We start from the raw sequence: 20,006 nt of genomic DNA, 5'->3' as shown, positions 1-20,006 counted from the left end.
CCTAATAATGGTTGAATTCCAATCCAAAGTATTCTGAAACTTTTTCAAGTTCTTCAGGTATATTTAACATTTGAGTACATATGAAATCACATTCTCCACAGTCAAGACAGTTATCTGCTCTTGCATTTTCACCAATTAGTGTAAAGTACTGTAATGCACTTCCATGTGGATTGTTAAGCATATGTCCTATATTGTACTCTTTAAAGCAGTCTACAATATTCACTCCATGAGGGCACGGCATACAGTACCCACAGTATGAGCATTCATTGCCTCTGTAGCTTCTATATTTTCTTGCTACTTCACGGATTAATTCACTATCTGATTCAGAAATAGAGTTGGGATAGCTTCTAGATGCGATTTCAATATTTTCTTTTACTTGTTCAAGACTGCTCATCCCACTTAAAACACAGTCCACATCTTCTCTGTCCCAAAGGTATTGTAAAGCCCATTCAACTGGAGTTCTTTTAACTTCGGCTGTGTTCCACATTTTTTGTATTTCTGGAGGGATGTTTTGAACTAATCTGCCTCCTCTAAGAGGTTCCATTATCATAGTTCCAATATTAAGATTTTTAAGATAGTCTAGACCCATTATCCCACTTTGGTAATATTCATCTAGATAATTCATTTGTGTAAGAACAGCTTCCCATTTAGGGTATTCATCAACAATTTCAATTAGATAATCAATTTCTGTATGTGCTGAAAATCCAACATGATTAATTTTACCAGAACTTAGAGCATCATCTAAAAAATCAAGAACTTCTAATTCTTTAACTTTTTTCCAGTCATTTTCAGTTAATGAATGAAGCATATAAAGGTCGATGTAATCAGTTTGAAGCTTTTTTAGCTGTTTATCAAGGTAATCATCGAAATCTTCTTTTTTTTCTATTAACCAGCATGGTGATTTTGTAGATACAAGCACATCATCACGATAGCTGTTTTCTTTTAAAAATTCACCAATGAAACGTTCACTGTTACCGTCTCCATCAAGGGATTCGCAATGATAAGGATAAGCAGTATCAATTATGTTGATTCCATTTTCAAGTCCATATGTAAGCATTTTGCTTGCTTCTTCGGTGTCTATTTTGTCATTGCTTCCTTTTGTTGGAAGCCTCATAGATCCAAAACCTAAAATTGAGACTTTTTCTTTGGTTTTTCCAAGTTCTCTGTATAACATTATACCCTCCATTTGAAAATTAGATGACTTAATAATAAGTTTATTTTGAGGATATTAAAATATTTGTATAAAACCAGTAAATTTTGTTAAAAAAGTAGTTAAATTTTATTAAAAATAGTTAAAAGTATGAATTCCTGGGATTAAAGATGCCGGGAGCGGGATTCGAACCCGCGGCCTCACGGTATCCCAGGAATAAGTCAGAGCACTGCTTTATTACCCTATGAGCCGTGCGCTCTAACCAGCTGAGCCACCCCGGCATCAGACATTTATATATAATATTTTTATAATATATAAGTATTTCGTTTTTTTACCTATTTCAACTATTTTTTCATATAAAAAATAAAAAAATAAAAGATTAAAAAATTTATTCATTGTTTTTAAGATATGCTCCAATGTATGTTCCAACAGAGTAAAGTGCAATAATTAAAACTAACACAAGAATAATTTCTATTAATAGGTTTGATGATGAAGATTCAATTGAGGAACTTGCATAAGATCCAGCACTTGTGTTTAGTGAATTAAATCCTGCTGAATTTAAGTTGGAATTAATAGCTTCAACTTGACTGTTTACTGCTTGTATAGATTTAATTCCAATTCCAAACATTGCTCCACTACCTAATAAAAGACAGCTAATAAATCCACCAATAGTTATTATAAGATTTCCTTTTGATTTATTCCAGTTTCCACATAAATATCCGAGAATAAGTCCTCCAATAAATGCAGAAGCAAATGCACTAATTGTATAAAGAATAATGGACATATCTGAGTCTGCAGCTATAAAACAGATAAATGAAAATATGAAAAATATAATTCCCGCTGTTAATAGAGAAAATATAATTGAAGTTAAAGACAGGTTATTGTCTGATGCTTGGATAAATCCTTCAAAATTTGATTTTCCAAGTTTATATCCACATATATCGCAGAATTTATTTTCATCATTCACTTCATTGCCGCAATTTGGGCAGATAATTTTCATAGAAAAACCTCTTCTTTTTTTGTTATTGTATCTTTTATTAATATTGCTATTTATCTTTATTTTTTGAGTAAATTTTAATATATGTGAAAAAATAAAATTAAAATAGTACTATTTTATTGGTGAGTTTATGAGTAAAGTTAAAGATATGTCATTGGCACCAGAAGGTGTTAGAAAAATTGAATGGGTTCAAAAACACATGCCTGTTCTAGAACATATTAAAAAGGAATTTGAAGAAACTAAACCTTTTGAAGGAATTACTATTGGTTCTTGCTTACATTTAGAACCTAAAACTATTAATTTAGGATTAACTTTACAAGCGGGTGGTGCTGAAGTAGCTATGACTGGTTGTAATCCTCTTTCTACTCATGATGATGCAGTAGCTGGTGGTGTAGAGTTAGGTCTTAATATTTATGGTTGGAGAGAACAGTCTGATGAAGAATATTATGAAACTATTAATGCAGTTCTTGACCATAAACCGGACATCATTATTGATGATGGTGCAGATATGATCATGGTTCTTCACAATGAAAGGAGAGATATTTTAGAGAATATTAAAGGAGCATGTGAAGAAACTACCACTGGTGTTCATAGATTGGAAGCTATGAATAAGGATGGAGCATTAGAATTCCCTGTTGTTGCTGTAAATGATGCTTACACTAAATATTTATTTGATAACAGATATGGAACTGGTCAATCTAGTTTTGATGCAATAATGGGTACAACTAACATGTTAATAGCTGGTAAAATAGTTGTTGTTTGCGGATACGGCTGGTGTGGTCGTGGTGTTGCAGCTAGAGCAAAAGGATTAGGTGCAAATGTTATTGTTACAGAAGTTAATCCAATTAGAGCACTTGAAGCTAGAATGGATGGATTTAGAGTAATGCCTATCCGTGAAGCTGTTAAAGAAGCTGATTTAATTATAACTGTAACTGGTAATATTAATATTATTCATGGAGATGACTTCAAATACATGAAAGACGGTTGTATGTTAGCTAACTCTGGTCATTTCAATGTTGAAATTAATAGACAAGATTTAGAAGCACAATCTGTTAGTGTAAAAGAAGTAAGAGAAAGTATTGAAATGTTTACTATGAAAGACGGCAGAAAAATCTATCTATTAGCTGATGGAAGACTTGTTAACCTAGCCGCTGCAAGGGGTCAAGGACATCCTGCTGAAATTATGGATATGAGTTTTGCTGTTCAAGCATTATCTGCTAAATACATCTTAAACAATGAATTGCCAGTAACTGTTCAAAAAGCTCCTGATGAAATAGATAACACTGTAGCTAGCCTTAAATTAAAAGCTATGGGTATTGAAATAGACTCATTATCTAATCGTCAAGTTGAGTACATGAACGATTGGCATGAAGGAACATAATCCTTCTATTTTTTTCTTTTTTTATTAATTAACAGTAGTTTTTATATATCTTATTTTTCTAATTTTTATTTGATGAGCTATTTTAGACATATTGATAATGGGGAGGGTTCCACTAAATTGTTTGTTGGTGGAGTCCATGGAAATGAAGGTAAAACTGCTTTTAAGTTTTTAGATAAGCTTAAAGAGGAAGACTTTTCCAAAGGTCAAATATTTATCTATAACTTTGATAAATCTCCATATATTTCTACTTTAGATGAAAAATATTTTGAATCTCCAATGGGTAAGACCATTTTGGAGTTAATAGAAGATATAAAACCAGATTTTTATACTGAACTTCACTGTTACAACATAAAAAATTTTGAGAAACTTACTTCAATGGATCGTTTCAATACCATTGGTGTTCCTCCTTTAATTGATATGGGAAATCATGTGTTAATGGGTTCTATTTCTCCAATTATCAGAACAAAATATTTCTCTGTTAATAATATCTGTAAAACTTTAGAATTTCCATGTTTAGATAAACTGAACGATGATGTTGTTGCTAAGTATAACTTTGACATGGATCTATCCTTCAATACTTATTTTAATATTTTAAAAACACTAGCTATAGAGCCTAATCGTAAATCTTATGAAAATAAGATGGCTGAATTATATCCTAAGCAGGTAGATTTAGCTATTGATTTTGCTAAGAAAATTTTTGGTGAATTTTTCCCACCTTACTAATTTTGTTTTTCCATTAACTTTATATATTAGATATTAGCATATTATGTAATATCGGAATACGGAAACCGTATGCCGAGTATTAATGTTGGTTAAAATATATAGGATTTAAAATAATATAGTTTGAAAAGTTGGAAGGTTGGTTTGTAAATTCTCAAGGCTTATGATACTCTCTTAAAACCAATCTTCTAAACTTTTTTGACTAGAGTCTAGTTTTTTAAGTTTTGAAAAAGTGTTTACAACTCTGTCTTCGGAAAAACCATGTTCATCACATAAAAAAATAAGAGCTTCTTCTGTTTTTGGTTTATTCCATTTAATTTTGTAATCTTTATTTACATTAGGATTTTTAAATAGGTCAATAACTTCATCAATATTTTGATTAGTTTCTTTTTCTAATTTAGCTATTGATTCATCAAGTTTTCCTTGTTTTGCATATTTAAAAGCAGTTTTGGCACCTACTCTATATAATCCTTCATTAAAATCAGTTCCAATGAGAATTCCCATCTTAATGAGATCTTCTTGGCTAATAGCTAGTTTTTCAAGAACTTTTTTAAGTTCATAAAATTCCAAATTGCCTAAATTAGAATTAATGGTTAAATTTCTAACAACTCTATTTGCACCAAAAAGCAAACAATCATAATCCTGTGAAGAAACTGCCCATGCATCCCCCTTTTGAACCATATATGATGCCTGAGCTTCACCTTCTCCGGCAGCTTCAATATATGGAATTCCCATTAAATCCAATAATTTTTTAGATGATTCAATAATTTCCGGAGATAACTTTGCTGAACGGGAAGCATATTTCTTAGCTTGAGCCATATCATGATTTTCAAGGGCTTCTTTCCATTTTTTTTCAGATTCATCACGTATTTCTCTTCTTTTATCAACAGTATTCTTTTTAAGTTGTGATGATTTTCCGTCAAAAATGTAGATAGGCTTCATCCCTTTTTCAACAATTGATGCATTCCTATAAAGGATTCCACTTAAATGAGAGGTTATATTTCCATCATAGTCCATTAATGGAGTTCCATCTCTTTGGCGAATGCTTGATAAGAATTGATAAAGGGTATTAAATGCATCAATAGCTATTGTGCGACCTTCAAGATACTTAAAATTAATTGATTCCGGTTCTATAATGTCTTTTAATTTAACACCCATTTTTACCACCTTAAATTTTTGTAAAGCTACTTATTGGAAATACCTCTTTAATCCACATTAAAATATCCTTGTTGTTTATAATCACATAGTCTCTTGCAAGCATGTCTTCATCTGTTTTAAAAAGATTTTTTAATGTTTCATTTGGTTTTTCAATGTAAATATTATTGATTTCTCTTCTTGATTCAATTTGATAATTTTTTAAAATTCTTCCAATTGGGATATCTGCTCTAATTAAATCTTCTCTAATTTCATTACTGACTCTTTTTAGAGGAACATGGGAAAGTGCATAAATTAAAGGTTTATCATCTTTATGCATTATAACTTCCCTATAATTTATCTCATCACCTACTTCCACATTGACATATTTTGATGTAGATTCTGTTGCCTTTTCAAAATGTTGTTCAAGGGTTGTTAAGGTGATTTTTCCATAGAGCACATCTAAAATAGCTGTAATTGATCCGTCTGTTGTTAAAAGAATTTTTTGAGTGTTTGAAAAAGTTCTTGACTGTTCTTTTTCAACACTATTTATTTTTTCAATTAATCCTTGGTTAGCTTCATTTTTAGAGGCCATTTTAATCAATTATAAATCTTTTGGATGGGTAATAACTCCTTCAATAGCTGATGCAGCAACCACTTTTGCATTAGATAGGTATACTTGGGATTTCGGATCTCCCATTCTGCCTTTGAAGTTCCTGTTTGTTGTTGAAATACAAACTTCTCCTTCAGATAATACTCCCATATGCCCACCAAGGCAAGGTCCACATCCAGGATTACAAATAATTGCTCCAGCATCAAGGAAAGTTTCAATGTAACCTAAATCCATTGCTTGTTTGTATATTTCTTTTGAAGCGGGTAAGATTAAAAGTCTAACATCATTATTAATCTCTTTACCTTTTAAGATTTCATATGCATCTTTTAAATCAGATAATCTACCATTTGTACAGGAACCGATTAAACATTGGTCAATAGCTGTTCCTTCGACTTTGGATATGTCTTTAACATTATCCACATCATTTGGACAAGCTATTTGAGGTTCCATATCTGTAATATCATAGGTTAATTCTCTTTTATATGGGGTGTCTTTATCAGATTTTACAATGTCTAATTGGGATTCAGTTTTACCAGTTCTCTTGCAGACATAATTAATTACATCTGAGTTAGGTTCCATAATTCCATTTTTAGCACCCATTTCAATAGCCATATTACACATGGTTGCTCTTCCTTCAACACCCATATTTTCAATGACTTCTCCACAGAATTCAGCTGTCTGATAAGTAGCACCAGCTATTCCCATATCTCCGATAATATTTAAGATAATGTCTTTTGGTGCAATGTATTCATCTGCATCTCCAATGACTTCCATTTTATTTGCTTCAGGAACCATAAACCAGTTTTTACCTGTAGCATATACCATTGCTAAATCAGTAGCCCCCATACCTGTGGAAAATGCTCCGAAAGCACCATAAGTACAAGTATGTGAATCTGCACCTACAATAACTTTTCCAGGTTCAACAAGACCCATTTCTGGAAGAACTTGGTGACAGATACCTTCTCCATGAATATAATTTTTACTAATGCCTTGTTCTTTTATGAAATCTCTGCAAACCTTTTGGAACTCTGCAGATCCAATTGTATTTGCAGGAATGTTATGATCAAAGACAATAGCTATTTTTTCGCTGTCCCAGACTTTATCAGCTATTTTTTCAAAAGTTTTAATAGCTGGTGGAGATGTTCCATCATGTGACATAGCCAAATCAACATCAATTTCAATTATTTCGCCAGGAACTACTTCATGGCCAGCTTTTTTTGATAAAATCTTTTCAGTAATATTCATAGATTTCGCCTACTCTTCTTTGCTACAGCTTTTTACTATTTCTTTGAAAACATCATCGTTAATGTATTTTCCTTCTTCTCTGCTTTCTTTTACTTTTTTAACGATTTCAATAAGTTCATCATCACTTACTTCTAATCCGCAGCCATCTAATTTTGCTTTTACAGCTCTACAACCAGAGTGTTTTCCTAAAACAAGCTGTCTTTTTTGCCCTACTAATTCAGGAATATATGGTTCATAGGTTAATGGTTCTTCAATAACTGCATCAACATGGATTCCAGATTCATGTCTAAATACATTTTTACCAACAATTGGTTTATTATATGGTACTTCAAGGTTGCTGGCTTTTGATACAAGTTCAGATAATTCTTTAATGTATTTTGTTTTAAAGCCTAAATCTTTACCATATAATATTTTAAGAGCCATAATTAATTCTTCTAAGGATGCATTACCTGCACGTTCTCCGATTCCATTAACTGTTGTGGAAATTGCATTTGCACCATATAATAATCCTGTGATTGAGTTTATAACCGCTAATCCAAAGTCATTATGGCAGTGAAGTGCAATATCTATTTTAACATCTTTTCTAAGTTCAGTTAATAAATATTTCATTCCTTGGGGAGTAATAGCTCCAACAGTATCTGCTATATGGACTCTGTCTGCACCATAGCTTTCAGCTTTATTATAAATCCTTTTTAAGAAATCTAAATCAGTTCTGGTGGCATCTTCTGCTGAGAATGCAACAAAAAGACCATGGTCTTTAGCATATTCAATTGCATCCATACCCATATTTAATGCTTCTTGACGTCCAATATGCATTTTATGTTCTAAATGGATGTCAGAAGTTCCCATAAAAGTAATTACTCCATCTACATCACAATCAAGAGCAGCATCAATATCTGCTGTTTTTGCTCTAGCGAGAGAAATAATTTGAGCATCTAAATCTTCATTAACGATTGCTTTAACTGATTCTCTTTCTTTTTTAGAAACTATTGGAAAACCTGCTTCAATTTGATGAATTTTAAATTGATCAAGTTTTCTAGCTATTGTTAGTTTATCTTCAAGTCCAAAACAGACTCCTGGAGTTTGTTCTCCATCTCTTAATGTTGTATCGTAAATAGTAATATCATCAGGGAAATTTAATTCCGCTTCTTTATTATAATGGCTTATATGATACTTCAAAATAGTCACTTCTCTTATAATTATTTTTATTAAGTTTACATTAGGTTTTTTAAATATATATAATATAGTGGAAATTATTTTTTATAATTGCTCTAATAATTCAAGATAAGAAGTCCTTTCAAAGCCATCAGTGATTCCTAATTTTTCAAATAATTTAAATATGCTCTCTTGTGCTTCTTTATAGTCGCTTCCATCTTCAAGACCAATTTCAATTTCCATGTAAGGTTCTAATCCTTCAACATCATCTAAACTTATCTCAAAGTTTTCATATGAATAGTAATCTCTGTTTTTTCTAACAGCTCTAACTTCTTTAAAACCAATATGTTCAAAAATTTGTTTGGCTTTAAGGGAATCTTCAATAGCCATTTCAACTTCTTCACGTGTTTTACTTTCATTGTTTATTTTTGGACCTTTATAGGTTATGAATATATGTTTTACGTCTTTTGAAATGGTTGTTCTTATTCTTAAAGCTTCATCAGTTTCAGCGAAATCAACAATAGGGCTGTTAAAATATAAATCTTCTTGAGATTCAGTTTTTGTTTTTTTAGCTCCAAGTTCATCAAGTTTTTTTCTCATAGTGTCAAAATTTTCAATTTTTGCTTTAACTTCTACTTCAATCATATTATCTGAACCATTGAATTAATTTAAAAATTTTTAATTTTCATATTTTTATTAGCTATTTATTTATAATAAACATAACTTTATATAGTATTTAAATAAAATTATTTATTAGTAAAAATTTAACTTTATTAATTTTTTAATTTTAAATTAAATTTTACTATACTCATTTTAAAAACGATTGGAGGTTTTAGATTGACCGATGTTGATATAAAAATTGAAAACATTGTGGCTTCTGCAAGCATTGGGAAAGATATTGTTCTCACTGAAGTTTCTAAAGCTTTAGAAGGTGTTGATTTTAACCGTGAACAGTTCCCAGGTTTAGTATTTAAACTTAAAGAACCTAAAACTGCTGCATTGATTTTTAGTTCAGGAAAACTTGTCTGTACTGGTGCGAAGTCCATTGACGATTCAAAATTGGCAATTAAAAAAACTGTAGATTTAATGAGGACTGTAGACACTGAAATTCCTCATGAATTTGAAATTAAAATTCAAAACATTGTGGCTTCTGCAAACTTAGAATCCACTTTAAATTTAGAGGCTGTAGCTTTAGAACTGGAAGATACAGAATATGAACCTGAACAGTTCCCAGGATTAGTATACAGATTATCTGATCCTAAAGTAGTGTTATTATTATTCGGTTCCGGTAAGGTTGTTTGTACTGGAGCAAAAACACGTAGTGATGCCAAACTTGGTGTCGAAAGAGCTTACGATAGATTAAGTGAGCTAGATTTAATATAATTGGTGGTATAGTTGATTAAACTTGTAGTATTTGACTTAGATAATGTTATTATTGATGGTGAAGCAATAGATGAGATAGGAAAATTAGCAAATGTTGAGGAAGAAATAGCTGAAATTACTGAAAAAGCTATGCAAGGTGAAATAGACTTTGAAACTTCTATTAAAGATAGAGTAAAACTTCTTGAAGGAACTTCTATGGAAGACATTCAAAAAGTTGCAGATGAGCTTCCTTTAATGATGGGTGCTGAAGAATCTATCAAATCTTTAAAAGATGATGATTTAAAAGTAGCTGTAATTAGTGGCAGTTTTGATGTAGTTGGAGATGTAATTAAAGAAAAATTAGGTTTAGATTACGTATTTACCAACAGTTTCACAGTCGAAGATGGTAAATTAACTGGTGAAGTTGAAGGTCCTTTAGTATCTGGTTCTAAATTAGATGTATTAAAAGGTCTTCTTGAAGAAAATGATATTGACATTGAAGATGTTGTAGCTGTTGGTGATGGAGCAAATGATATCTCCATGATTGAAGCAGCTGGTTTAGGTATTGCTTTCAATGCAAAACCTAGTGTAAAAGAAATCGCTGATGTAATTGTAGATGAAAAAGATTTATCTAAAGTTGCTGAAGAAATTAAAAATCAATTAACCGCTAATGACACTGAAGAAGAAGCTGACGAACAACCTGATGAAGAAAAATCTTCTAAGAAAAATGGTCTTCCTGAATCTAATTTTGTTCTTGCTGACACCATGGAAGGTGTAAAACAACAAAAAGATGAAAAAGAAGCTGAAATCTCCAAAATCGCAGAAGAAAGGGATGAATTCAACAAAGTAGCTAAAGAACAACGTAAAATACGTGACCAATTAAACACTGAGTTAAAAGAAAACTTAAATAAAGCTATTGAATTCAGAAATGAGCGTAATAAAATTAATAAAGAAGTTGAAGAAGCTAAAAAAGAACGTAATGAAGCTAACAATCAACTTAAAAACTTAGAATGGTCTTCTGGTAAACGTGACAAAATCAAAATAGAAAACGAAATCAAAAAAATTGATAAAATCATTGAAACTCGCGTTTTAGACATTAAAAAAGAAAATCAACTTGTTAAAAATGCAAATGATTTAAGAAAACAATTAATGGAAATCCACGAAGATGAATCTATTAAAGGAGAAGCACAAAACCTTAAGAAAATCTCTGAAGAAGCACATGCAAAAGTTATTGAACTTTCTGAAAAAGCTCAAGAAGCTCATGAAGAAATGCTTACTTACTTCAGAAAAACTGATGACATAAGGACTGCAGCTGATGAAGCACACAAATTATTCATCGAAGCTCGTAGAAATGCTTCTGCAAAACACGAAGAGTTCAAAGCTGTTTTAAGCGACATTCATGTAATTAATAAAAAATTAGGAAACAGAAGATCCAAAAAGAGGAAATCTGATAAACAATCTTCTGGTTCTAACAAAAACCGTGAAGAAAAAGAAAAAGCTGAACACATCTTTGAAAAGTTCAAAAACGGTGGAAAAGTATCTACTGAAGAACTTTTACTTTTACAAAAATACAACATAGGTTAAATTCACTTTTAACCTTTAACTTCTTTTTTTAAGGTTATATTATGTGTGACGATTCCGAGAAAATTGAAACTTGTTATTTGTGTGGAAAAAAATTTGACATGAATAAAAGTGAATTAGCTTATTATCGTTACGATAAGTATCCTATTTGCGATTATTGTGCTGAATTTTACAGTTTCTACAAAGAAGATATTTAATTTACTTTTTTTTTATTCTCAATATTTTTATAGAAATAGTTTTATATTAGAACTTTTTTTAAATATAATACCGTTGATAACTTATCAAATATGTGAGGTATTAGATTAATGCATGAAGTAATAATATGTGAGAAGCCTACATCTGCTCAAAAGATAGCTCAGGCTTTAGATTCTAAGGCTAAAATGCAGAAATATAATAAAAAAGTTAAATATTGGGAATTAAATCATGATGGAAAGGATATAACAATTGTATCTGCTGTTGGTCATTTATATTCTTTAACACCAGATAATCCTAAAGATAAAGTTTATTTTGACCTTCATTGGGCTCCATTATATGAGATTGATAAAAAATCTAAAGCTTATACTAGAGACTATGTAAATGCTATTAAAAAATTTGCTAAAGGTGCAGATTCATATATTCATGCTTGCGATTATGATATTGAAGGTACTTTGATAGGTTATACTGCATTAAAATATGCATGTGGGGAAGATTCTCTCAATAAAGCATCCCGTATGAAATTTTCCACTTTAACAAAAAAAGATCTCTTGGATGCATATGAAAACCGTATAGATATTGATATGCATCAGGTAGATAGTGGGATAGCTAGGCATGTTCTTGATTATTATTTTGGTGTTAACATTTCTAAAGCTTTGATTTCTTCTGTAAGTAAAGCTAAATCAAGATATTTGAAATTATCTGCAGGTAGGGTTCAAACACCTACTTTGTCTATTTTGGTAGATAGGGAAAAAGAAATTAAAGATTTTGTGCCTGAACCATTTTGGATACTTAAAGCACTTTTAGAAAATGATATTGTTGCTGAGCATGTGGATGGTAAAATATTTGACCCTGAAAGGGCTGAGGAAATTCTAAGCAAATGTAGGGGCAAAGATGGTAGTGTAGATAAAATTAAATTATCCAATTCAACTACTAAACCTCTAGTTCCTTTTAATTTAGGAGGCCTTCAGGCTGAAGCATATAATGTTTTCAATTTCTCTCCTAAAAAAACACAAACAATTGCTCAGAATTTATATACAGCAGGATATACTTCTTATCCTCGTACCAGTTCTCAGAAACTTCCTGAAAGTCTAGATTTTAAAAATATTTTCAATGGTCTTAAAAACAATAAAGAATTTAAAGTTCACATTGATCAGCTCCCTTCTAAATTAAAACCTAATGAAGGTAAAAAAGAGGATGCTGCTCACCCAGCTATTCATCCAACTGGAATATTGCCAGATAAACTTGATAAAGATGAATTAAAAGTCTATCAATTAATCGTTTATAGATTTATTTCAGTATTCTTTGAAGCTGCTAAATTTGAGTCAATGAACACTACTGTCAATATTGCAGATGAGCTATTTTCTTTCAAAAGAAGAAGAGTAACTCATAAAGGATGGATGGAACATTATCCATACAGATCTATTGACAATGAAGAATTCCCTGATGTTAAAGAAGGGGATACAATAGCTGTTGAGGATATTATTTCTGAGGAAAAAGAAACAAAACCTCCTGCAAGATATAATCAAGCTTCCCTTATCAAAGAATTAGAAAAAAGGGAACTTGGTACTAAAGCTACCCGTGCAGATATTATTGCTAAATTAGAGGATAGAAAATATATTTCAGGTACTAAGATTGAGGTTACTCAGCTTGGTGAAAATATCATTGACACTTTAAAGGAGTACTGTGCTAACTTAACTAGTGAAGAGTTAACAAGAGAGATGGAGCTTAAATTAGAAGGTATTGATGAAGATAAGTCCTCTAAAGAAGAAGTTATTGATGAGGGTAAAAAAGAAGTTATTACAATCCTTGATGATATTGGTAAACATGAAAAAGAGATTGGTTCCAAATTGTATGATTCCTATCAGGAAACCAATATTGTTGGAAAATGTTCCTGTGGAGGAAATCTCATTAAAAGATACTCTCCAAAAACTAAATCTCATTTTGTGGGTTGTACCAATTATCCGGAATGTACAGTAGCTTACTCTCTTCCTAAGGGTGCAAGATTCTTAAAGAAAACATGTGAAAAATGTGGTCTTCCTATGATTTCCTTTGGAAGGAAACCGCCGACTCATGCATGTCTTGACCCTAATTGTGGTAAGGATAAGACTAAAACTCATAATCCTGAAGTCGTTGGTAAATGTCCTGAATGTGGTAAAGATTTAGTTAAACGTTCTGGACGTTATGGTGACTTTATAGGATGTAAAGGTTTTCCTAAATGCAGGTTTACTGCATCTGTTGATGAGTTGGATTCTATTCTTAAAAACTCTTAATTTTCTTACTTTTTTTAATCTTAATTTCTTTTTTTATACAAAATACTTAATAATGTTAAAAATAATAGATATATCTTAATAAAAATATTTGTAATTTTTAAAATATTTTTATGATATCAAATTAAATTAGTTATTTTTAATGACTTTTTTATTTTTATTCGTTATTTTAATAAATAACATGTTTATAAACAAAATAGAGGATTTTGATGAATAAGAAAACAATATTAACAATAAGTAAATCAGTTATCATCATTTTAATATTGTTAGCCGCTGTTTTCGCATTAAGAGTACCTGCAGCTGATTTAAACAGCCTCCCTAATGATGTAAAAGGGGATTATGTAGATGCTCAAGGTCTTCCTTATTTTAGTGAAATGGATTCATATTATAACTTAAGGTTGACTGAAAATTTTGTTGATCATGGTTATGCTGGAGATGAAGTGGTTAATGGTTCTGTGATGGATATGCACAGATATGCTCCGGATGGTGGTGAACTAAATTATGAGTTGGGTATCGTTTATGTAACGGATTTCTTGAATGATATTGCAAACATGTTTGGTTCTTATTCTGTCAAGGAAGTTGCATTCTGGACAGGAGCTATTATATCTTCTTTAGCTGTTATTCCAGCTTATATTTTCGCAAGAAGATTAACTAATGATTATGGTGCTATAACTGCTGCATTAATTATTGGTTTAGCTCCAAACTACTTTGCGCACACATTCCCAGGATTCTTTGATACAGATATGTTCTATTACATATTTTCATTGTTCTTTATCCTATTCTTTATGGAATGTTTGAAATCTGATAACTTAATTTATAAGATTATATTTGCTGTATTATCAATTCTTTCAATTGGACTCTTTTCCATGTCTTGGACTGGTTATGTCTTCTATGTGGCACTTATGGGTCTTTATGCGGTAATATACTTGATTGCATCATTTGTATTGAAAATTGGAAATGATCATGTTGAAGATTATCCAAGCAGATTAAGTTGGTTCCTACATCAAAAAGACTTTTTATCAGTTGTACTGGTATTAGTGATAGGATTTATCGGTTTAGCTATTCTTAGAGGATTTGATGGAGTAACTGGAATCTTTTCACAAGTATTTGGATTACTTAACTTGCAATCTGCTTCTGTTGTTATTGGTGGTTTCCCTAACGTACTTATATCTGTTGCAGAGATGCAGATGCCTGCTTTATTAGGTTCAGGTATGGGTTCAGCATTTTTAGCTAATACTTCTGGTGCTGTAAATGGTATTGGTGGTATTTTAGTATTATTCGCTGGATTAATTGTATTATATGCTTTAATTGTCAGATTATGGAATTTAAGATCTGCAAAAGTTAAAGATACTAGTAAAAAACCTCCAAAATCTGAAAGAAAATCTGCTGCTGAGAAAATTGATGCTAAATATAAATTCAAATTCTCTTTAGGTGATCTTGGTAACTTTACTTCTAGTGAGGATTTATACACTACAAAACGTATCACTTTAATGTATGGTTTATTATTCATTATTTGGACTATTGTAGCTTGTCTTGCTGTAAGTAGAGGTTCAAGGTTTATTACTACTTTAGCACTTCCATTTGGTCTTATGGCAGGTATAGCTGTTGGATATTTAGTGGATTATATTAAAGCTAATGAGATTAAGGATAAATTCTTAATGGCAATTATCGTTCTTGGCGGTTTCTTTGCTGCATTCCCATTAGTTACTATTAATATGACTTATGGAGTCTTATTATTCGCTGTAATAATCGTTCTTGGAGCTATATTTATTTATGCTAAAAGTAATGCTGATGATTTGAAAAAATTGCCTCTTAAAAAGTATCTTGCAGTAATAGTTGTTGTATTGGCTTTAGTTTCACCTTCTGTTTGTGGAGCTTATCAAACTGCAGATCATGTTGTTCCAGGTACAAGTGATCCAATGTGGAATGCAATGACTTGGATTGATGAAAACATGCCTGAAGATACTGTAATAACCTCATGGTGGGACTTCGGTTATCTATTTGAAATAGCTGCTGATAGGCAAGTAACCTTTGATGGTGGTTCACAATCTGGTGAACGGGCCTTCTGGTTAGGTCAGGCTATGACAACGGATAATCTGGAATTATCTGCAGGTATATTTAGAATGTTAGATACTACAGGTGATAGAGCTGTTGATGCATTAGATGAAATTAATGGAGGAAACACTAGTCAAACTACCAGTATATTAATTGATATCTTACCAATGACAGCTAGTGATGCTAAAAACACTTTAATTAACACTTATCATTTAACTGACGCACAGGCCAATGAGGTAGTTAGTTACACTCACCCTGAAAATCCAAGACCAGTTATATTTGTAGCAAGTTCAGATATGCTACAAAAAGCAGGTTGGTGGACTTACTTTGGTCAATGGGACTTTGAAAAGCAAAATTCAACTAATTACCAATATTACTTGCCAACTTCAGAGGCTACTGTTGAACCAGGTCAAAGTGCTAAAGTTAACATGTTAAATGAATCTGGTATGGCTATTAATGTAGTAATTGACAGAGGTACTGGTAATAACACTACAACTGCAGATATTGAAACAACTTATGCATCTAATGGAAGCCAAATCATGATTAATGGCTCTGAATACAACCCATTAAATGCATCAAGATTAGTCATTGTTGAAGACGGGCAAATGGTGAAAAATGAATCAATCAATGGTTCAAATGGTAACTACACTTTATTCTTAATGGGTGTAGGAAACACATATACTCCAATTATTATGAGTAGCATCCTTGAAAATTCAATGTTTACTAGATTATACCTGGAAGGTGGATTTGGTCAAAACATATTCACTCAAGTGCACTCTGAAGAAGGAGTATCCCTATGGCAAGTGAACTTTAACAATACTGCTGCAGGTGGAGCTAGTACTTCTACAAACAGCACTAATTAGGATTTCATATCCTAATTTTTCATTTTTTTAAGTAATTTTTAATTTTAATATGGTGATTTTGTGGGAATTGAGGAAAAAATAAAAGATATTGAGGATGAAATTAAGAAGACACCATATAACAAAGCAACTTCACACCACATTGGTAAATTAAAAGCTAAACTTTCTAAATTAAAAGAAGAATCTATACAAAGAAGCAGTTCTGGAAATAAAGGACAAGGTTTTCATGTTAAAAAGTCTGGAGATGCTACTGTTGTTTTAGTTGGTTTTCCATCTGTTGGTAAATCTACTTTATTAAATGAGATTACTAATGCTGAAAGTAAAGTTGGAGCTTACCAATTTACAACCTTGGACATTGTTCCAGGTATTATGGAGCATAAAAATGCTAAAATTCAGGTTTTTGATATTCCTGGAATTATTACTGGAGCAAGCACTGGTAAAGGTAGAGGAAGAGAAATTTTATCTGTTGCAAGAACTGCAGATTTAATTGTTGTTGTTTTAGATGCTTTAAATCCTCAACATTTAGATATTATTCTAAGAGAACTTCATAATATTGGAATTAGGCCTAATGAAAAAGAACCTGATGTTACTGTTAAACGTAAAAAACTTGGAGGAGTTCATGTCTCTTCAACTGTTCCATTGTCTCATTTAGATGAAAAAACTATAAGGTCTATTGTTAATGAGTATGGTATGCATAATGCAGACATTCTTTTTAGAGATGATGTAACTATGGATCAGTTTATTGATGTTCTTGATAGAAATAAATCATATGTTCCTATGTTGATTCTTTTAAATAAGGTGGATCTTGTAGATGAAGCATACCTTAATGAAATTAGAAAACAGATACCTGAATTTATTCCAATTTCTGCAGATAAAAAAATGAATATTGATAACTTAAAAGATACAATATTTGATAACTTGGACCTTGTAAGGGTTTATCTAAAACCGCAAGGTAGAAAAGCAGATATGGAAGATCCATTAGTTATTAAAAAAGGTTCTACTGTTATTGATGCTTGTGGAAAACTTCACAGGGAATTTGTTAAGAATTTCAGGCATGCTAAGGTATGGGGAACTTCTGTTAAGTTTCCAGGTCAGAAAGTTGGTCCTGACCATGTTTTAGAAGATGAGGATGTTTTAAGAATTATTCTTAAAAAATAATCCTTTCTTATTTAGTGATACTATGGCTCAAGTTATTTTTATTAGTGGAACTCCAACAGTAGGTAAAACAACCATATCTGAGAAAATAGCTGATGATTTAAATGCAAATCTTATAAAAATTAATGATTTAGCTATTGAGAACGGTTTTGTTTTAGGAATTGAAGAAGAAAAAGGATATAAAGTTATAGATATTGATAAATTAGATGATAAACTTCAGGAAGTTCTCAATTCATTTTCTGATGATGAATTGGTTATTGTAGAAGGCCACTTGTCTCATCTATGTTCAAATCCTGATTGTGTCATTATTTTAAGGGCACATCCTAAGCTATTGAAAGAAAGATTAGCTAGTAGAAATTATTCTCAAGCTAAAATTAATGAAAATCTAGAAGCCGAAGCTCTTGGAGTCTGTGCTGTTGAAGCATTTGAACTTCATGGAGATAAGGTTAATGAAGTGGATGTAACTGATTTGGCTATTGATGAAATAGCTGATGTTATTAAGAATATTATCTCAGGTAAAAATAGCTATCCTGTTGGTAATGTTGATTTTATGGATTGGATTGTTGAAAATTCATAATTAAACTATTTTTTTTTAAAGTAATGTCCTCTATCAAAATACTGGTTACTTGATTTGTTAAATAAAATGAATTACTCTGTTGATGAGATAATATCGGTTATTGATTATTCAGTTACTGAATTTACAGGTCAAGCCAGTTTGATGATATGGTCATGTTAGTTTTAGAATACTATAAATAATATTTCAATATAAATATTATCTATAGATTTTTTCTCTTATTTTATGCGAATATTAAAAACCTTTATAAATGGTTATAAACATATTTATTTCTAATATTCATAATAACCTAAGGTTAATTTTTTAACTATGGTTTTTGTTTTATTATGCGCAAATCATTTTAATTCAAATTCTTGAATATTATATCCTATTTTAATAGTTATTTTTTTATAATTATAGAGGGATATCTTGAGTAGAGGAAAAAAACCAAAATGGATGATTGATATAGCTAATGAAAGGATGAATATTCTTTTTAAGAATGCTGAAGAGCAATTTCTCACTCATCCTGAAAGATCTCATCGCTATGTTGAGATGGCATTAAAGTTATCCACTAAATACAATACTAAAATTCCTGAAGTGTGGAGTAGAAGGTATTGTAAAAATTGCAATAAATTCCTTTACTATGGCCATAATTCTTCAGTCCGGCTAATTAACGAAAAAGTTAATATTTTTTGTGAAGAATGTGGACATGTTATGAAAATTCCTTATCAGAGGGAGAAAAAAGAAAAAAGGAGAGCTAAATATGAGTCAAGAGAAAAAAGAACTGATGAATAGGGCTCTTTCTGCTATGACAATTAATATTGGAAAAGCTGCTGTTAACGATAATGTTATTGAAGAAATTAAACGCCAGCTTAAAGCTAATGAAATTGTTAAGCTAAAATTTGCAAAAAATGTAGCTAAAAATAAAGATGATTACATTAACGAAATTGTCCAAAAAACTAGATCCAAACTAGTTGATGTAAGAGGACATGTAGCTATCATTTATAAAAGACAACCTTAACATTGCTTAAATTTAGAGTTACGGGCCTTAGAGGGTCATAAATTTACAGTCGATTAAGAGGACAATTATTTAATAGATTATTGGAGGATTAATATGACAACTGTATTTGATGTACCTGCTGATACATTAATTAATGTAGTAGCGGAAGAATTTAAAAACAATGATAAAATAAACCCACCTGCATGGTCTAACTTTGTAAAAACTGGTGTTCACAAAGAAAGAAAACCAGAAAACGCTGATTGGTGGTTTATAAGATGTGCATCTATCATTAGAAGAGTGTACATGGATGGACCTGTTGGAGTTATGAGTTTAAGAACCTTCTACGGAGGTAAAAAAGACCGTGGAGTAACTCCTGAAGTATTTAGAAAAGGTAGTGGTGCTATTATCAGAGGAGCACTTCACCAATTAGAAGATGCAGGATATGTTGAAAAAGTTGAAGGTGGAAGAGTTGTTTCTCCTGCAGGAAGATCTTTCTTAGACAAAATTTCTGGAGAAATCATTAAAGATATTCCTGAACTTGAAAAATACTAATTATATCATAAAAAATAATGGGGGAGTTTGA

19 protein-coding genes and 1 tRNA gene are annotated in these 20,006 nt (G+C 31.2%); 12 read left to right on the top strand and 8 right to left on the bottom strand.

All coding sequences use genetic code 11. The features are described from left to right. Position 1 precedes the first annotated feature (1 nt). The 3 genes from MBBWO_RS07085 to MBBWO_RS07075 all read right to left on the bottom strand — a co-directional run bounded on the left by MBBWO_RS07085 (position 2) and on the right by MBBWO_RS07075 (position 2,150). Positions 2-1,174: an aldo/keto reductase gene (locus tag MBBWO_RS07085; protein WP_116670196.1), complete on the bottom strand. Its 1,173-nt coding sequence runs from the start codon at positions 1,172-1,174 to the stop codon at positions 2-4. 147 nt (positions 1,175-1,321) lie between these two features. Beyond that, positions 1,322-1,431, bottom strand: a tRNA-Met gene (locus MBBWO_RS07080). Positions 1,432-1,538: 107 nt separating this feature from the next. Further along, positions 1,539-2,150 (bottom strand): zinc ribbon domain-containing protein, encoded by a 612-nt coding sequence (locus MBBWO_RS07075; protein ID WP_116670195.1) that lies wholly within the window; start codon positions 2,148-2,150, stop codon positions 1,539-1,541. A gap of 127 nt (positions 2,151-2,277) precedes the next feature. Between MBBWO_RS07075 and ahcY the strand changes: the two genes are divergently transcribed. Then, complete coding sequence (gene ahcY / locus MBBWO_RS07070; RefSeq protein WP_116670194.1) at positions 2,278-3,528, top strand: adenosylhomocysteinase; 1,251 nt, start codon at positions 2,278-2,280, stop codon at positions 3,526-3,528. 72 nt (positions 3,529-3,600) lie between these two features. Continuing rightward, positions 3,601-4,251, top strand: coding sequence for a DUF2119 domain-containing protein (locus MBBWO_RS07065; RefSeq protein ID WP_116670193.1), 651 nt, complete (start codon positions 3,601-3,603; stop codon positions 4,249-4,251). Positions 4,252-4,422: 171 nt separating this feature from the next. Here the strand turns inward: MBBWO_RS07065 and fen are convergent, their stop codons facing one another. The 5 genes from fen to cyaB form a co-directional block, all read right to left on the bottom strand. Further along, a complete protein-coding gene (gene fen / locus MBBWO_RS07060; protein ID WP_116670192.1) occupies positions 4,423-5,406 on the bottom strand; it encodes a flap endonuclease-1 in 984 nt (327 codons plus the stop codon). A 10-nt stretch (positions 5,407-5,416) separates the two neighbouring features. After that, positions 5,417-5,977 carry a chorismate--pyruvate lyase family protein gene (locus tag MBBWO_RS07055; RefSeq protein WP_116670191.1) on the bottom strand — a complete coding sequence of 187 codons (561 nt, stop codon included), beginning with the start codon at positions 5,975-5,977 and terminating at the stop codon, positions 5,417-5,419. Between the two features lie 9 nt (positions 5,978-5,986). Then, positions 5,987-7,240 carry a homoaconitase large subunit gene (hacA, locus tag MBBWO_RS07050; protein WP_116670190.1) on the bottom strand — a complete coding sequence of 418 codons (1,254 nt, stop codon included), beginning with the start codon at positions 7,238-7,240 and terminating at the stop codon, positions 5,987-5,989. 9 nt (positions 7,241-7,249) lie between these two features. Further along, a complete protein-coding gene (locus tag MBBWO_RS07045; protein ID WP_116670189.1) occupies positions 7,250-8,419 on the bottom strand; it encodes a homocitrate synthase family protein in 1,170 nt (389 codons plus the stop codon). An 81-nt stretch (positions 8,420-8,500) separates the two neighbouring features. Next, entirely contained in the window at positions 8,501-9,040 is a 540-nt protein-coding gene (gene cyaB, locus MBBWO_RS07040; RefSeq protein WP_116670188.1) for a class IV adenylate cyclase, read from the bottom strand. Positions 9,041-9,232: 192 nt separating this feature from the next. On the opposite strand from cyaB, the gene MBBWO_RS07035 reads away from it, so the two are divergent. The 10 genes from MBBWO_RS07035 to MBBWO_RS06995 all read left to right on the top strand — a co-directional run bounded on the left by MBBWO_RS07035 (position 9,233) and on the right by MBBWO_RS06995 (position 19,975). Further along, positions 9,233-9,778 (top strand): TATA-box-binding protein, encoded by a 546-nt coding sequence (locus tag MBBWO_RS07035; RefSeq protein ID WP_116670187.1) that lies wholly within the window; start codon positions 9,233-9,235, stop codon positions 9,776-9,778. A 12-nt stretch (positions 9,779-9,790) separates the two neighbouring features. Further along, a complete protein-coding gene (gene serB, locus MBBWO_RS07030) occupies positions 9,791-11,341 on the top strand; it encodes a phosphoserine phosphatase SerB (protein WP_116670186.1) in 1,551 nt (516 codons plus the stop codon). Positions 11,342-11,382: 41 nt separating this feature from the next. Beyond that, positions 11,383-11,535, top strand: coding sequence for a hypothetical protein (locus MBBWO_RS08150; RefSeq protein ID WP_165807942.1), 153 nt, complete (start codon positions 11,383-11,385; stop codon positions 11,533-11,535). 108 nt (positions 11,536-11,643) lie between these two features. Next, positions 11,644-13,803, top strand: a complete 2,160-nt coding sequence (gene topA, locus MBBWO_RS07025) for a DNA topoisomerase I (RefSeq protein ID WP_116670185.1) — start codon at positions 11,644-11,646, stop codon at positions 13,801-13,803. A 206-nt stretch (positions 13,804-14,009) separates the two neighbouring features. After that, complete coding sequence (locus MBBWO_RS07020; RefSeq protein WP_116670184.1) at positions 14,010-16,718, top strand: STT3 domain-containing protein; 2,709 nt, start codon at positions 14,010-14,012, stop codon at positions 16,716-16,718. A 60-nt stretch (positions 16,719-16,778) separates the two neighbouring features. Further along, positions 16,779-17,873: an OBG GTPase family GTP-binding protein gene (locus MBBWO_RS07015; protein WP_116670183.1), complete on the top strand. Its 1,095-nt coding sequence runs from the start codon at positions 16,779-16,781 to the stop codon at positions 17,871-17,873. A 22-nt stretch (positions 17,874-17,895) separates the two neighbouring features. After that, positions 17,896-18,447, top strand: coding sequence for an adenylate kinase family protein (locus tag MBBWO_RS07010; protein ID WP_116670182.1), 552 nt, complete (start codon positions 17,896-17,898; stop codon positions 18,445-18,447). A gap of 405 nt (positions 18,448-18,852) precedes the next feature. After that, on the top strand, positions 18,853-19,218 hold the full coding sequence (locus MBBWO_RS07005; protein WP_116670181.1) for a ribonuclease P protein component 4: 366 nt from the start codon (positions 18,853-18,855) through the stop codon (positions 19,216-19,218). Next, positions 19,187-19,444, top strand: coding sequence for a YhbY family RNA-binding protein (locus MBBWO_RS07000; protein WP_116670180.1), 258 nt, complete (start codon positions 19,187-19,189; stop codon positions 19,442-19,444). The genes MBBWO_RS07005 and MBBWO_RS07000 overlap by 32 nt, the downstream gene beginning before the upstream one ends. A gap of 93 nt (positions 19,445-19,537) precedes the next feature. After that, complete coding sequence (locus MBBWO_RS06995; RefSeq protein WP_116670179.1) at positions 19,538-19,975, top strand: 30S ribosomal protein S19e; 438 nt, start codon at positions 19,538-19,540, stop codon at positions 19,973-19,975. The last annotated feature ends 31 nt before the right edge of the window (positions 19,976-20,006 follow it).

It is taken from the genome of Methanobrevibacter woesei (assembly GCF_003111605.1).
Classification (GTDB): domain Archaea; phylum Methanobacteriota; class Methanobacteria; order Methanobacteriales; family Methanobacteriaceae; genus Methanocatella; species Methanocatella woesei.
This window is presented reverse-complemented; position numbering and strand designations above follow the sequence as displayed.

Bases quoted from the DNA above. Each gene is read 5' to 3' on its own strand.
- MBBWO_RS07020 (WP_116670184.1), top strand. From the start codon at position 14,010: ATGAATAAGAAAACAATATTAACAATAAGTAAATCAGTTATCATCATT.
- MBBWO_RS07085 (WP_116670196.1), bottom strand. From the start codon at position 1,174: ATGTTATACAGAGAACTTGGAAAAACCAAAGAAAAAGTCTCAATTTTA.
- MBBWO_RS06995 (WP_116670179.1), top strand. From the start codon at position 19,538: ATGACAACTGTATTTGATGTACCTGCTGATACATTAATTAATGTAGTA.
- MBBWO_RS07055 (WP_116670191.1), bottom strand. From the start codon at position 5,977: ATGGCCTCTAAAAATGAAGCTAACCAAGGATTAATTGAAAAAATAAAT.
- hacA (WP_116670190.1), bottom strand. From the start codon at position 7,240: ATGAATATTACTGAAAAGATTTTATCAAAAAAAGCTGGCCATGAAGTA.
- fen (WP_116670192.1), bottom strand. From the start codon at position 5,406: ATGGGTGTTAAATTAAAAGACATTATAGAACCGGAATCAATTAATTTT.
- topA (WP_116670185.1), top strand. From the start codon at position 11,644: ATGCATGAAGTAATAATATGTGAGAAGCCTACATCTGCTCAAAAGATA.
- MBBWO_RS07065 (WP_116670193.1), top strand. From the start codon at position 3,601: ATGAGCTATTTTAGACATATTGATAATGGGGAGGGTTCCACTAAATTG.
- MBBWO_RS07010 (WP_116670182.1), top strand. From the start codon at position 17,896: ATGGCTCAAGTTATTTTTATTAGTGGAACTCCAACAGTAGGTAAAACA.
- MBBWO_RS07075 (WP_116670195.1), bottom strand. From the start codon at position 2,150: ATGAAAATTATCTGCCCAAATTGCGGCAATGAAGTGAATGATGAAAAT.
- cyaB (WP_116670188.1), bottom strand. From the start codon at position 9,040: ATGATTGAAGTAGAAGTTAAAGCAAAAATTGAAAATTTTGACACTATG.
- MBBWO_RS07000 (WP_116670180.1), top strand. From the start codon at position 19,187: ATGAGTCAAGAGAAAAAAGAACTGATGAATAGGGCTCTTTCTGCTATG.
- MBBWO_RS08150 (WP_165807942.1), top strand. From the start codon at position 11,383: ATGTGTGACGATTCCGAGAAAATTGAAACTTGTTATTTGTGTGGAAAA.
- ahcY (WP_116670194.1), top strand. From the start codon at position 2,278: ATGAGTAAAGTTAAAGATATGTCATTGGCACCAGAAGGTGTTAGAAAA.